General features: G+C 71.9%; 11 protein-coding genes and 3 pseudogenes. 10 read left to right on the forward strand and 4 right to left on the reverse strand.

Annotated features, from left to right (window positions below; translation table 11 throughout):
* Positions 1-13 precede the first annotated feature (13 nt).
* From DEP02_RS28185 to DEP02_RS28225, 9 genes and pseudogenes are all read left to right on the forward strand, one after another.
* Entirely contained in the window at positions 14-952 is a 939-nt protein-coding gene (locus DEP02_RS28185; RefSeq protein WP_112470499.1) for an FAD-dependent oxidoreductase, read from the forward strand.
* Positions 949-3,015, forward strand: coding sequence for an acetoacetate--CoA ligase (locus tag DEP02_RS28190; protein WP_112470500.1), 2,067 nt, complete (start codon positions 949-951; stop codon positions 3,013-3,015). Before DEP02_RS28185 ends, DEP02_RS28190 begins: the two co-directional genes overlap by 4 nt.
* Positions 3,012-4,004, forward strand: a complete 993-nt coding sequence (locus DEP02_RS28195; protein ID WP_112470501.1) for an amidohydrolase family protein — start codon at positions 3,012-3,014, stop codon at positions 4,002-4,004. Before DEP02_RS28190 ends, DEP02_RS28195 begins: the two co-directional genes overlap by 4 nt.
* Before the next feature lie 103 nt (positions 4,005-4,107).
* A complete protein-coding gene (locus DEP02_RS28200) occupies positions 4,108-4,842 on the forward strand; it encodes an ABC transporter permease (RefSeq protein WP_112470502.1) in 735 nt (244 codons plus the stop codon).
* Positions 4,842-5,619: pseudogene (locus DEP02_RS28205) on the forward strand (ABC transporter permease). The gene DEP02_RS28200 and the pseudogene DEP02_RS28205 overlap by 1 nt, the downstream one beginning before the upstream one ends.
* 1 nt (position 5,620) lies before the next feature.
* Positions 5,621-6,493 (forward strand): ABC transporter ATP-binding protein, encoded by an 873-nt coding sequence (locus DEP02_RS28210; protein WP_112470503.1) that lies wholly within the window; start codon positions 5,621-5,623, stop codon positions 6,491-6,493.
* A gap of 86 nt (positions 6,494-6,579) precedes the next feature.
* Positions 6,580-6,675 (forward strand): annotated as a pseudogene (locus DEP02_RS28215) (4-hydroxyphenyl-beta-ketoacyl-CoA hydrolase); the annotation flags it as partial.
* A gap of 56 nt (positions 6,676-6,731) precedes the next feature.
* Complete coding sequence (locus tag DEP02_RS28220) at positions 6,732-7,889, forward strand: acyl-CoA dehydrogenase family protein (RefSeq protein WP_112470504.1); 1,158 nt, start codon at positions 6,732-6,734, stop codon at positions 7,887-7,889.
* 426 nt (positions 7,890-8,315) lie between these two features.
* Positions 8,316-8,510 (forward strand): hypothetical protein, encoded by a 195-nt coding sequence (locus tag DEP02_RS28225; protein ID WP_198668627.1) that lies wholly within the window; start codon positions 8,316-8,318, stop codon positions 8,508-8,510.
* On the opposite strand, the pseudogene DEP02_RS28230 reads toward DEP02_RS28225, so the two are convergent.
* The 4 genes and pseudogenes from DEP02_RS28230 to DEP02_RS28245 form a co-directional block, all read right to left on the reverse strand.
* A pseudogene (locus tag DEP02_RS28230) lies at positions 8,492-8,623 on the reverse strand (IS701 family transposase); the annotation flags it as partial. The gene DEP02_RS28225 and the pseudogene DEP02_RS28230 overlap by 19 nt on opposite strands.
* 4 nt (positions 8,624-8,627) lie before the next feature.
* Positions 8,628-9,923 (reverse strand): class I adenylate-forming enzyme family protein, encoded by a 1,296-nt coding sequence (locus tag DEP02_RS28235; RefSeq protein WP_157977563.1) that lies wholly within the window; start codon positions 9,921-9,923, stop codon positions 8,628-8,630.
* 2 nt (positions 9,924-9,925) lie between these two features.
* The gene (locus DEP02_RS33725; RefSeq protein ID WP_157977564.1) at positions 9,926-10,408 is read right to left on the reverse strand and encodes a VOC family protein; all 483 of its coding nucleotides are present in this window, start codon (positions 10,406-10,408) and stop codon (positions 9,926-9,928) included.
* A 68-nt stretch (positions 10,409-10,476) separates the two neighbouring features.
* Complete coding sequence (locus DEP02_RS28245; RefSeq protein ID WP_112470507.1) at positions 10,477-12,261, reverse strand: non-ribosomal peptide synthetase; 1,785 nt, start codon at positions 12,259-12,261, stop codon at positions 10,477-10,479.
* A gap of 408 nt (positions 12,262-12,669) precedes the next feature.
* Between DEP02_RS28245 and DEP02_RS28250 the strand changes: the two genes are divergently transcribed.
* Complete coding sequence (locus DEP02_RS28250; RefSeq protein ID WP_112470508.1) at positions 12,670-14,256, forward strand: (2,3-dihydroxybenzoyl)adenylate synthase; 1,587 nt, start codon at positions 12,670-12,672, stop codon at positions 14,254-14,256.
* Positions 14,257-14,335 lie beyond the last annotated feature (79 nt).

Here is a 14,335-nt window from a genome sequence, read left to right on the forward strand (position 1 = left end):
GGGAGCAAGCCCAGTGGCATACCGCGACGTTCGGACCGTCCTCGTCGTCGGTGCAGGTGCCATCGGGACGAGTTGGGCCGCCCACCTGCTGCGGCACGGCCTCGACGTCGTCCTCGTCGACCCGGACCGACCGGCGCTCGAGCGGGCGCGCACCCTGGCGGCGGCCTTCATCGAGGAGGGCGACGGCCCGGCCGACACGCTCGACCACCTCACGACGACGACCGAGGTCGAGACCTACGCGCCGGCTGCCGACCTCGTCATTGAGGCCGGTCCCGAGGTACTCGATGTCAAGCGCGACCTCTTCGGCCGGCTCGATTCGCTGACCGGGGCGGACGTGCTCCTGACAAGCTCCAGCTCGGGCCTGCCGCCCAGCTCGTTCGCAGGAGCGGCCAGCCGCCACCCCGAGCGCGTCCTCGTCGCGCACCCGTTCAACCCGCCACACCTCGTGCCGCTCGTCGAGCTTGTCGGGGCGCCGGCCACGGCGCAGAGCGCACTGCGCGCGGCCGACGCGTTCTTCACCGGGGTCGGCAAGAAGTGCATCACGCTGCGGACCGAGCTGCCGGGCCACGTCGTGAACCGGCTCCAGGCGGCGCTGTGGCGAGAGGCGTACGACCTCGTCGGCCGCGGAGTCGTCAGCGTCGCCGACATCGACACCGCGATCGCCTGGGGGCCGGGGTTGCGCTGGGCGCTGCTCGGACCGTTCGCCACTCAGCACCTGTCCGGCGGTGCGGGCGGCATCGCGCACATCCTCGAGCACCTCGGGCCACCGACCGCCGAGTGGTGGAAGGACCTCGGAGACCCGAGCCTGACCCCCGACCTCTGTGCGGCGATCGTGGCGGGCATGGCCGAGGAGATGGACACGACCGGGCAGGACGAGGACGGGCTGCGCGCGCGGCGCGATGCGGCGCTGAGAGGCCTGATCCGGGCCAAGGAGGAGGCGGGCCTGCCATGACCGAACAGAGCACTGAGCAGACGGCGGAGCAGCCCATCGGGCAGACGACCGAAGCGGCGACCGAGCACGGCCTCGCGCACGGCGACCTGCTCTTCACCCCCGGCGAGGAGCAGCTCACCTCCTCGCGCCTCGCCCACTACCTCGACTGGCTCGCCCGCGAGCGGGGCCTGCGCTTCGACCGCCGACAGCTGTGGGAGTGGTCGGTCACCGATCTCGAGGGCTTCTGGGGCAGCATCTGGGACCACTTCGACGTGCTCGCATCCGTCCCGCCGGAGCGGGTGCTCGCCTCGGCCCGGATGCCCGGTGCCGAGTGGTTCCCCGGCGCTCGGCTCAACTACGCCGAGCAGGTCTTCCGGTACACCGACGACGACCGGGTCGCGATCCACGCGTACTCCCAGACCCGGGAGCCGGCCACCCTGACGCTCGGTGAGCTGCGCGACCAGGTCGCCCGGGCCCGCACGGTGCTGCGCCGGCAGGGCGTCGGCCCCGGCTCCCGCGTCGTCGCTCACCTGCCCAACCTGCCCGAGACGGTCGTCGCCTTCCTCGCCACGGCCTCGCTGGGCGCGGTCTGGGCCTCGTGCGCGACCGAGTTCGGCGCCCGGTCCGTCATCGACCGGTTCGGCCAGGTCGAGCCAACCGTCCTCCTCGTCGCGGGCGGCTACACCTACGGCGACAAGCCCGTCGACAAGAGCGCCGACGTGGCGGAGCTCGTCGCGGGCCTGCCCACCCTGACGGTCGTCTTCGACGTCGAGTACGGCAGCTACCGCGCGACGGGCACCCACGGGAGCACTGGCGCCCAAGGCGACGTGAGCGGCGTGCGGTCATGGCCGGAGGCCCTCGCTGCAGTCGAGCCCGAGCCGCTCACCTTCGAGCAGGTTCCCTTCGACCATCCGCTCGTCGTCCTCTTCTCCTCGGGGACGACGGGGCTGCCCAAGGCCATCGTCCACGGACACGGTGGCATCCTCCTCGAGCACCTCAAGTGCCATGCCCTGTCGTGGGATCTTGGCCCGGGCGACACCTTCCTCTGGTACTCGACGACTGCGTGGATGATGTGGAACGCGCTCGTCAGCGGCCTGCTCGTCGGCTCGTCGATCGTGTGCATCGACGGCAACCCGGTGCACCCCGACCTCGACTGGCAGTGGCGGCTCGCCGAGGAGACCGGCGCGACCGTCATGGGTGCCGCGCCGGGCTTCATCATGGCGAGCCGCAAGGCCGGCCTGCGCCCGGCACGCGACCACCGCCTCCGGATCCGGCAGTTCGCCTCGGCGGGGGCCCCACTGCCACCCGAGGGCTATGCGTGGATCTACGACCAGCTGCCCGGGGTCGTGCTCAACATCGGCTCGGGTGGCACCGACGTGTGCTCGGGCATCGTCCAGGGTGACCCACTCCTGCCGGTGTGGGCCGGCGAGATCTCCGGCGCCGCGCTCGGCGTCGCGGCCCGCGCCTTCGACGGGGCCGGCCACGAGGTCGTCGGCGAGCTCGGCGAGCTCGTCATCACCGCGCCGATGCCCTCGATGCCGATCGGCTTCTGGGGCGACGCCGACGGATCCCGCCTGCGGGCGGCCTACTTCGACCGCTACCCCGGCGTGTGGCGGCACGGCGACTGGATCGTCTTCTCGCCCGAGGGGCACTGCCACGTCGCCGGCCGGTCGGACGCGACGCTGAACCGTGGCGGAGTGCGCCTCGGCACCGCCGAGTTCTACCGCGTCGTCGAGGAGCTCCCCGGCGTCCAGGACTCGCTCGTCGTCCACCTTGAGCAGGCCGGCGGCAACGGCGACCTCGTGCTGTTCGTCCAGACCGAGCCCGGGCGGCAGCTCGACGCGCAGCTGCGCGCGATGATCGTCGGCGCGCTGCGACACCAGCTCTCGCCGCGGCACGTGCCCGACACGATCACCGAGGTGGCGGCCGTGCCACGCAACCGCACCGGCAAGAAGCTCGAGCTGCCCGTCAAGCGGATCCTGCAGGGCCACCCGATCGACGAGGTCGCCTCCCGCGACGCGCTTGCCGACCCACACTCCCTCGATGCCTTCGTCGACCTCGCAGCAGCAAGGAACACCCCATGACCCGCTTCACCGGCGCGGGCCTCGACCTGCCCGCCCTCCGCGCCATCGACCTGCACGTCCACATCGAGGTCGACGACCACGGCCACCTCTCCATGGACGAGGAGCTGATCAACGCCTCCGCCGCCTACTTCAAGGGCGACCACGGCCGGACCCCGACAATCGACCAGATCGCGGAGACCTACCGAGGCCTCGGCATGGCCGCCGTCGTCTTCACCGTCGACGCGGGCACGGCCCTGGGGCACCCGCCGATCTCGAGCGAGTGGATCGCGGCGGAGGCCGCCAGGCACGCCGACGTCCTGATCCCCTTCGGCTCGGTCGACCCGTGCCGGGGCGCCGACGCCGTCACGCAGGCGCGTCGCCTCGTCGAGGAGCACGGTGTCGCCGGCTTCAAGTTCCACCCGAGCCTGCAGGGCTTCAGCCCGGACGACTCGGCCCACTACCCGCTGTGGGAGGCCCTCGAGGAGCTCGGCGTCCCAGCCCTGTTCCACACGGGCCAGAACGGCATCGGTGCCGGCCTGCCCGGCGGTCGGGGCATCAAGCTGCGCTACTCCAACCCGCTCCTGCTCGACGACGTCGCCGCCGACTTCCCCGGACTGACGGTGATCCTCGCGCACCCGTCGGTGCCGTGGCAGGCCGAGGCGATCTCGATGGCCACGCACAAGGCCAACATCTATCTCGAGCTGTCGGGCTGGTCGCCGAAGTACTTCCCCACGGAGCTCGTCCGGGCCGCCTCCGGGATGCTGCGCCACAAAACGCTGTTCGGCACCGACTACCCCCTCATCACGCCGGAGCGGTGGCTGGCGGACTTCGAGACGCTCGACGTCAAGCCGGAGGCCGAGCCGCTCATCCTGCGGGAGAACGCCATTCGCGTCCTCGGCCTGGACCGGGCGGGCATCAACAAGGACAGCCTCGAGACGCCGGCCACGCCGGCCGCTGAGGAGAAGCTGACCGACCAGAAGCTCGACATCGTCAACCAGGTGGTGTCCTGATGACGACCGTCACCACGATCGAGTCGCGCGAGCGGCCCACCGGCCCGACGCCGCAGGGCCGGGGGGACGACACGTCCCCGCCGGCGTCCTCGGGGCCCTAGGCCTGCTCACGCTCGTCGTCGTCCTCGAGCTCGTCCCTCGCGTCGGGTTCGTCGACGAGCGGTTCCTGCCGCCCTTCAGCTCCATGGTGTCGGCCCTCGCCCAGCAGGCGGGGACCCAGACTTTCTGGGCGGCGCTGGGGGCGACGCTGACCGGCTGGGCCATCGGCCTCATCATCGCCCTGGTCGCCGGCGTCGTCCTCGGGATCGTCATCGGCAGCATCCCGGTCGTCAGGGCGGCGACGAACTCGACGATCGAGTTCCTCCGGCCCATCCCATCGGTCGCCCTCATCCCGCTCGCCGTCCTGCTCTGGGGCACCGACATGAAGTCGACCCTGGTCCTCGTCATCTACGCGACGTTCTGGCAGGTGCTCCTCCAGGTTCTCTACGGCGTGCGGGACGTCGACCCGGTGGCCCGGGAGACGGCCCGCTCCTACCGTTTCTCGCCCCTCACCACCGTGCGGACCGTGACGTGGCCGACCGCCCTGCCGTACGTCATGACCGGCTTCCGGCTCGGCGCGGCCGTCGCACTGATCCTCGAGATCACCGGCGAGCTCGTCATCGGCACGCCCGGGCTCGGCAAGGAGATCGGCGTCGCCCAGTCCTCCGGTGCGGTTCCCCAGATGTACGCCCTCGTCATCGTCACCGGTCTCATCGGTGTCGTCGTCAACCTCGTCGCGCGATGGGGTGAGCGGCGGGCCCTGCGGTGGCACCCCTCGATCCGAGCGGAGGTCAGCTGATGGCCCACCCCCTGCGTCGCGTCGTGCTCGCCGTGGGCCTGCCGATCGCCCTCGTCGCCGCGTGGTGGTTCGCCACCGCCAACAGCACGAGCTTCTTCTGGCCGCCGCTGCGCGACATCCTGGGCACCTTCGTCGAGACGTGGTGGCCGGACCGCCTCGTCGGCGACGTCCTGCCGAGCCTCGTGAGGCTGCTCGCCGGCTTCGCCATCGCCTTCGTCCTCGGGGTCGGCCTCGGCGTCGCCATCGGCAAGTCCCCGTGCGCTGCGGGCCTTCCTCGAGCCGGTTCTCGAGTTCTTCCGCGCCATCCCGCCGCCGGTGCTCGTGCCGATCCTCATCCTCTTCTTCGGCATCTTCGACACGATGAAGATCGTGGTGATCATCACCGGCTGCATCTGGCCGATCCTGCTCAACACGGTCGAAGGCGTCCGGGGTCTCGACGAGGTGCTCTCCGACACCTCACGGATCTACCGGCTCTCGAGGCGGGCCCGGTTCTGGCACCACATCCTCCCCGGAGCAAGCCCGCAGATCTTCGCCGGCGCCCGCCAGTCCCTGTCCGTCGGCATCATCCTGATGGTGATCAGCGAGATGTTCGCGGCGAGCAACGGCCTCGGCTTCACCATCATCCAGTTCCAGCGGACCTACGCCATCCCGCAGATGTTCAGCGGCATCATCGTGCTCGGCCTCCTCGGCGTCGCAGTGGCCCTGATCTTCCGCCTCGTCGAGGCACGGATCCTGCGGTGGTACCTCGGCCTCCGAGCCGCCCAACGAGGAGAGTGACATGACGAGCACGCCGACCGCCCCCGCGACGGACGCCACCGGCGCCCGCCGTGACGAGACGCCCCAGCCCATCCTCGACGTCCGCGGCCTGCGCAAGGTCTACCGATCCGGCGGCGGCGCCGTGGAGGCGATCCGCAACCTGACATTCACGATTGCGCCCGGCGAGCTGACCTGCATCGTCGGCCCGTCCGGCGCGGGCAAGACGACGCTGCTCAAGTGCATCGCCGGCCTGCTCGACGCCACCGACGGCGAGATCCGGCTCGAGGGCGAGCTCGTGACCGGCCCGCCCAAGGGCATGGCCGTCGTCTTCCAGGAGTACGGCCGCAGCCTCTTCCCCTGGATGACCGTCTGGCAGAACGTCGAGCTCCCGCTCAAGGAGAGGAAGGTGCCCGTCGCCGAGCGGAAGCGCCTCGTCACCGAGGCCCTCGCCGCCGTCGGCCTCGCGGACGTCCACCGCGCGCACCCGTGGCAACTCTCCGGCGGTATGCAGCAGCGCGTCGCGATCGCCCGGGCCGTCGCCTATGAACCGCACATCCTCATCATGGACGAGCCGTTCGCCGCGGTCGACGCACAGACCCGGGCCGAGCTCGAGGACCTCGTCCGGGAGCTGTGGCGCCGTCTCGGGGTCACCGTCCTCTTCGTCACCCACGACATCGATGAGTCGGTCTACCTCGGGCAGCGCGTCCTCGTCCTGTCGAACCGGCCGACCGTCATCATGGAGGACGTCGCGATCGACCTGCCTGACGAGCGGGACCAGCTCTCGACACGCTCCATGACGCGGTTCGCCGAGCTGCGTGGCCACGTCTACGAGCTGATCCAGCAGGCCAAGCGGGGCCGCCGCCCCGATGCGGAGTCCACCGGCGAGGCGGTGTGAGCACCGCCCCCGTCGAGCCCGACCCTCCGACGCGGGGAGCGGATTTCGTCCATTCCCTCGAGCGGGGTCAGGCGGTGGAGGAACTGGGCGCCATCGCCCTCTTCCACACCGGCCAGACCGGCATCGGCACAGGACTGCCGGGAGGGCGAGGCATCCGTCTGCGTTGCTCCGACCCACTGCTCGAGGAGGCCAAGCCGCTGATCCTCAAGGAGAACGCGCTCGGTCTGGGCGGTGCGGCATGAGCCTTGCGAAGCAGCTTCCGACGCACGGACTGGGAGACGACCACGTCGCGTTGCGTACGGTCGTCCGGGAACTCTGCGAGGACCAGGTCGCGCCCCACTCATCCGAGGTGGACGAGCAGGGCGCCTTCCCCGAGACCTCACTGAAGGCACTCGTGGAGGCGCGGATGCACTGCGTCACCCTCCCGGAGGCCTACGGCGGCGAGGGCGGCGACCATCTGGCCGGCGTGGTGGTGGCTGAGGAAGTCGCCCGCGCGTGCGCCACCACCCAGCAGGTGATGGGCGCCAACGAGCTCTTCTCCCTCCCTCTGCTCATCGGCGGATCCGAGGAGAACAGGCAGCGGTATCTGCCGCGGATCGCCTCGGGGGAGTGGCTGGGCGCCTTCGCCCTGTCGGAACCCGAGGCGGGCTCGGACGTCGCCGCTGTCTCCACGCGGGCGAGGGCGGTAGATGGCGGTTGGGTGCTCAGCGGCACCAAGCGGTGGATCACCAATGCCGGGCGGGCCGACGCCTACGTCGTGTTCGCCTCCGTCGATCCGGCGAAGGGCACCCGCGGACTGACGGCGTTCGTCGTGGAGGCCACCGACTCCGGGCTGTCCTTCGGGGTCCCGGAGAAGAAGATGGGCCTGAAGGGGTCGCCCACCAGGGAGATCTACCTCGACGACGTGTTTGTCCCCGCTGAGCGTATGGTGGACGAACCTGGCCGGGGCATGAGGTTGGCGCTCGCCACCCTGGACCGTACCCGCGCGACCGTCGCCGCGCAGGCCGTCGGCATCGCCCAGGGCGCGCTGGACTGCGCGACCGCGTACCTCAAGGAACGCAAGCAGTTCGGCAGGCCGTTGGCGGAGTTCCAGGGCCTGCAGTTCATGGTGGCCGACATGGAGACGCAGATCCGCGCCGCGCGCCAGCTGACCTACGCCGCGGCCCGCGAACTCGACGCGCACGGCGGGGACAGCACCACCGCCGGTGCGGTGGCCAAGTGCTTCGCCTCGGACACGGCCATGCGCGTGACGACCGACGCCGTCCAACTCCTCGGCGGCTCTGGTTATGTCCGCGACTTCCCGGTCGAGCGGATGATGCGCGACGCCAAGGTCACCCAGATCTATGAGGGGACCAACCAGATCCAGCGCATCGTAATCGCACGCTCGCTCATGTGACGTCATGGAAAGGACGGTACGGCCACCGGAGTTCCGGCTCCGGTGGCCGACCGCTGTCAGAGCTGAGTTTCCGAAAGTTCCGCACCGCGGCCCGTGCGGGTCATTCGGCCAGATACTTCGTCATACGCGTCCGCACAGGCCGGGGTGCCTGAAGTGCCCGGGCGATCCCCCGGACACCCGCCAGCAGAACAGGGATGTGCTCACCCGGGACCGCTCCCTCCGACGGAATGCCCCCCCCAGCGACGCGACCACCTGGCCGTCGGGCCCGGTGACCGGGACAGCGATGCCGAGTGCGCGCAGTTCGACATTGCCGGTGCCGATACATCATCCGCGCAGGTCACGGCCTTGATTGCCCAACGGCGAGCCGCGCACGCCGGCCTTTTGTTGTCTTCCCGCGGACCAATGCGGACGGCATCATGATCTCTCGTGCTGCTGCGCCTGGCCCACCCCGCCGCCACCAGCGCCTTCGCCCTGCTGCGTCTGCTGCCGATGAGCGACCGGGACAAGGACATCGAGACCCTCGCCCTGCGGCACCAGCTGCCGGTCCTGCAACGCCAGGTCGGCAAGCCGACGTTCACCGACACCGACCGCCCTCTCTGTCAGCCTTTGCTGAACCCGTAGGCGGCATCCGCGGTCACCCAGCGAAACGGGATCTTGTCCGTGATGGCGCGGCGGACCATCGCTTTGGCCATGGCCACCTTGGTCTCGAAGGCGACCTCGTCGTCCAGCCGTCGAGGGTCAGGCCGTCGGTGCCGGTGGATCCGCCAGTTTGAGGGTGCCGTCGGGGTAGCGGCGGGCGGAGAGGCCGGAGCGCAGGAGGGGGGCCTCTTCCCATACGGGGGTCGTGTGGCCGGGTATGCGGACGGTGCTGAAGGGAAGTGCAGGGCCGGTGGCGCACAGTTCGCCGGGCTGTTCGGCCGTCTGCGGTCCGCCCCGGTCGTCCACGACGCGCACCTGGACCTGGGACACCGGGGTACCGAGCGCGCGCGGGGACGGTTCCTTCCCCGTGGGGGTGAACTCGCGGGTGGTCCAGGGCAGGACGCCGTCCGTGGGGGCGAGGTCGGCGCGCAGCCGGGTGCCCGGCAGGGCCGTGAAGTGCCGGGTGACGAGGCCGGCGGGCACGGGGCCGCCGACGAGCTGGACGAGGCGCGGGCGGATGGGGAGGGCGTCCACGAGGGCCTCGTACTCCTCGGGACTGCAGACGGCAGCGGACAGCGTGCCGTCGCGTTCCGCCGGTACTCCGGCGGTCGGCATCGCGCGCAGCGACGCCCCACCGGCGAAGGCCCACCACATCGCGGACAGGGCGGCCGGGCTTGCCGGGGGGCCCGCCACGAAGACCCGGCGGGGGGCGGGGCCCGCCGTCCGGATCCGCTCGGCGACGGCGAGCCGCCAGGCGCGGTGGTCGACCAAGTGCCCGGTCGGGCCGCCGGGCCCGCCGTGGGCGACCAGCATGTAGGCGGCTTCCGCGGGGTGCGAGAGGGGGAGCGCCGGTTCCAGACGGTGCGTGGTGATCCGCCGCCAGGTCTCCGGGTGGTCCAGGGCCAGCGTGGTGTGCCGGCGTGCCCACGTCTCGCGCGTGGAACTGCTGCACAGGACGGTCGAGGCGGCGCTGACCGCGCCGATCGCGCGGAGTTCCGGGAGGCCGAGGCCGTACGCGGCCGGCACGCACACGCCTCCCGCCTTCAGGACGGCCAGCTGGGCCAGCAGCGCCTGCCGGTGGTCGTCGCAGTGGATAATCACCGGATCGCCGAGCTGGAGGTCGGCGTGCATCAGCATCGACGCCAGCCGAGTGGACCACAACTCCGCTTTGCCGAAGCTCAGTTCGCCGCGCACCTCCTGGACGGCGACGGCGTCCGGGTGGCGCTGTGCCACCCGGACGAACCCGCGGTCCAGGGTGTCCTGCGACGGCGAGGACGGTCCCGCCATCGTCGCGGGCCGCGGGCCGGCGGCCCTAGGGCGCGCCGAGGCGAAGGCGGGCGCGGTGTGAGGCGTGGGCACGACGAGCCCCGGGCGAGTGGCCAAGGTGGGGTCCATGGTCACTGTGCTTCCTCCAGCTCGGGAGTCGTGTGCCATGCCGGGATGAGGCAGGCCGTGGCCACCGCGCCCCACTCCCCCGGCGGTACGTCCCGCAGGTGCCGGGTGAACTCCCACAGGTGGCCTTCGGGGTCTCGGACCAGGTACTGCCGCAGTCCCCACGGTTTGTCCGTCGGGGGCTGTACGATGTGGGCGCCCGCCGCCTCGGCGTGCGTGAAGTGGGCGTCCACGTCGGGCACCCACACGATGACCTGCTTGCAGGTGTGGTCGCCGGCGCAGGCGCCAGTGTGGCGTTCCCCGGTGCGCCGGACCATCACGACCCCGCCGCCCGTGTCGAGGTCGGCGTGGTGGATGCTCCCCGACGCCGGCTGCTTGAGGAGCAGCCGGAACCCGAAGGCGTGGACGAGCCAGTCGACGGCGTGGTCGGGGTCGGCATAGGCGAGTTCGACGACCACCTGAGGGAATCCGCGGGCCGGGTCGTACACGACGTCTCCTTCGGGCTGCGGGCAGCGGGTGGGGTGGGGTGGGCCGTGGTGTGGGGTCTCGCGCCGGGTCAGCGGCGTCGGCGGGGGGCGGAGGCGCCCGTCGTCCGTACGGCGGCGGCGAGGTCGGACAGCGTGCCCGACTCGAAGACCGCCCGCATCGGCACAGTGACCCCCAGTTCGTCGCGGAGCCGGCCGGCGAGCCGGGTCGCCAGCACCGAATGCCCGCCGAGCTTGAAGAAGTTGTCGCCCGGCACGATGTCGGGCACGCCCAGGATCTCCCGGGCCAGCCGGCACACCGTGTTCTCCACGGAGTCGCCGCCGGGGTCGGCTGCGGCCGGCTCGCCGTCGGACCTCTCCGCCGACTCGGCGAGCTGCCGCAGCGCCGCGCGGTCGATCTTGCCGTTGGCGGTGACCGGGAGCCGCGGGAGCCGGTGGACCGACGACGGCACCATGTGCTCGGGCAGAGTCTCCGCCGCGTGGGCGCGCAACTCGGCGCCGGACACCTCGACGCCGTCGACAGTGCTGACCCAGGCGGCGAGGCGGGCGCCCGCGAGGTCGCCGACCACCGTCACCGCGGCCACGTCCACCACCGGGTGGGCCGCCAGCCGGGCCTCGACCTCGCCGAGTTCGACGCGGAAGCCGCGGATCTTCACCTGGTCGTCGCCGCGGCTGGAGAACACCAGCTGCCCGTCCGTGCGGCGGCGACCGCGGTCGCCGGAGCGGTACACGCGGCTGCCCGGTGGGCCGAAGGGGTCGGGTACGAAGCGGGTCGCGGTCAGCCCGGGCCGGTTCAGGTAGCCGCGAGCGAGGCCGTTGCCGACGAGGTACAGCTCGCCGTCGACGCCGTCCGGGACCGGGCGGAGGTGTTCGTCGAGGACGTACACGCCGTTGCCGGACCACGGCTCGCCGATGGTGATCTCGTCGGCGGGGTCGACGGGGCCGGCAAGGGTGGAGCCGACGGTGGTCTCGGTCGGCCCGTAGCCGTTGAACATGCGGCGCCCCTGCGACCACTTAGCCGCCAGGGCGCGGGTGCACGCGTCGCCGGTGGACATCACCGTGCCGCCGATGAGCACGCCCTCGGCGTCGGTCACGCTCAGCGCGACCGGTGGCAGCGTGGCGTGGGTGACGGCGTGGCGGCGGAGCGTGGCGTGCAGCGGCGGGCCGGGCAGCAGTTCCTCGGCCGGGGCCATGACGAGCGTGGCACCGGAGAGCAGAGCCGCTGACCAGTCCCAGAAGGCGGCGTCGAAGCTGATGGACGCCCACTGGAGCACGCGGTCGCCGGGCCGGGGGGCGAGGGACGCGGCCTGGGCGGCCACGAGGTCGGCGACGCCGACGTGCGTCACGGCGACGCCCTTGGGCATCCCCGTCGAGCCCGAGGTGTAGATGACGTACATCAGGTGCCGCGGGTCGAGGGGGGCGTTGCGGCACCGGTCGGTCAGGTCGTGGCCGGGCCGCGCCGCGGTCTCGCGTACAACGTCGGGGGCGTCCACCATGAGTTCGGGAATCGGCACGCCGAGGTCGAGCCGGCCGTGCTCGGGCCGGACCAGCAGCACGGGCCGGGCGTCGGTGACCATGTGCGCGAGCCGCTGGGCGGGGTACTGCGGGTCCAGCGGGAGGTAGGCACCGCCGGCCTTGAGGACGGCCAGCAGGACGACCACCAGCTCGTCGCCCTTCGGCATCGCGACAGCCACGGTGGTGTCGGGGCCGACCCCGCGCTCGACCAGGGCCCGCGCGAGACGGTTGGCGCGGGCGTTCAACTCGGTGTAGGACACGACGCGGTCGCCGAACACCACCGCGGGGTTCTCACTCGCGCGTGCCACGACGGACTCGAACAACTCCGGAACGGTGGGCACTCGCTGACTCCGTCCTCTCGGTACAGCGGTACGAGGGCACTGGGCCGGCCACCGAAGCTAGCCGCTCGTCGGCGCCCCGGCGAACGGCGCGAAAGGAGTGCGACAGAGCGTGCGGAGAGGGTGGCGGCTCGGGCGCTTCGCGATGCTCCGCCGACCGCCCGTACGGGACCTGTGCAGGGTCTTTCGCGGTGTCTCGCCGACACCCTGCGCGAGTCCCCGCGCGGACCCTTCCCGGCGCCCCGCCGGCCGCCCGCGCTGGCCCTCTGCGTGGTTCTTCCGGCGCCCCGCGCCTGGTCCTTTCGTGTCCCTGTCGCCGTTCTCTCGCGCCCTCAGGGGCTCGGTCACCCTGGGGCGATGGTGTGAAAGCGCCATGTCGTCAGGTCCGTCGATCCCCGTTGGAGGGAAGCGATGCTCGAAGGTTGTGTGCCCTGGCCCGAGGAACTGGCAGCGCTCTACCGCCGCAAGGGATACTGGCAGGGACGGCCCCTGGGCGACCTGCTGGACGAGACGTGCGCCCGGTACGCCGCCAAGACCGCGCTCGTGTGCGACGAGCGGCGGATGACGTACGCCGAGCTGTCCGAGCAGTCGTCGGCGGTCGCGGGCGGTCTGCTGGACCGCGGCATCGGGCGGCTGGACCGTGTCGTCGTCCAGCTGCCCAACGTGCCGGAGTTCATCGTGGTGGTCTTCGCGTTGCTGCGGATCGGGGCGATCCCCGTCATGGCGCTGCCGGGGCACCGCAAGGTCGAACTCACCCACCTGTGCGCGCACTCGGGGGCGGTCGGTCTGGTGGTGGCCGACGAGATGAAGGGGTTCGACCACCGGGCGCTGGCTCGTGAGGTGCTGGCCGAGGTGCCCGCGCTGAAGCACGTGGTGGTCGTGGGCGAGGCCGAGGAGTTCACCGCGCTGACGGACCTGTACCTGCCGGGGCGCCACCTGCCGGAGGTCGATCCGAGCGAGCCGGCGCTCTTCCTGCTGTCCGGCGGGACGACCGGCCTGCCGAAGCTGATCCCCCGGACCCACGACGACTACGCGTACAACATGCGGGCCACGGCCGAGGCGCTGCGGTTCGACGAGAACGGCGTGTACCTGGCCGTCAACCCGGTCGGCCACAACTCGGCGCTGGGCTGCCCGGGGGTGCTGGGCGCGCTGCTCGTCGGCGGCACCGCGGTGCTGACGTCCAGCGTTCGGCCGGACGACGTGTTCGCGCTGCTGGAGCGGGAGCGGGTGACGCTGACGACGCTGGTGCCGCCCGTGGTGCGGCTCTGGATCGACGCCGCCCGCAAGTCAGGGGCGCGCTTCCCGGACCTGCTGCTCCAAGTGGGGAGTTCGAAGTTCGACACGGGGCGGGCCGCGGACGTCGGCCCCGGCCTCGGCGCGGGGCTGACGCAGTGGTTCGGAGTGGGGGAAGGGCTGCTCACGTACACGCGGCTGGACGACCCGGAGGAGGTCGTCGTCGGCACGGAGGGGCGGCCGCTGGCCGAGCACGACGAGATCCTCGTCGTCGACGCGGAGGGCCGGCCCGTGCCCGACGGCACTGAGGGCGAGCTGCTGGTGCGCGGACCGTACACGATCCGCGGCTACTACCGGGCCGAGGAGCAGAACCGGCACGCTTTCACCCCAGAGGGGTATTTCCGCACCGGGGACATGGTGCGCCGGCGGCCCGACGGAAACATCGTCGTGGTGGGGCGCATCAAGGACATCGTGAACCGCGCCGGTGAGAAGGTTCCCGCCGAGGAGGTCGAGGAGCACCTGCTCACCCATGCCGCGGTCCGGGACGCGGCGGTGGTCGGCGTGGCCGACCCGGTGCTGGGCGAGCGGTGCGTCGCCTTCGTCGTCTTCCGCGAGGAGCCGGTGGCGCCGGCCGCGGTCAAGTCCTACCTGCGGGAGCGGGGGCTGGCAACGTACAAGATCCCGGACCGGGTGGTGGCCGTCGCGGAGTTCCCCCGCACCCCGGTCGGCAAGGTCGACAAGGCGGCGCTGCGCGCTTCGGTCTGAGGACGCGAGCGCCGCCGGGTGCGGGGGCGGGGCGGCCCGTCGCCTTCACGGGCCGGTCAGCGGCCCGTGAAGGCGACGG

Source organism: Streptomyces triticisoli, assembly GCF_003270085.1.
Taxonomy (GTDB): Bacteria; Actinomycetota; Actinomycetes; order Streptomycetales; family Streptomycetaceae; genus Streptomyces; species Streptomyces triticisoli.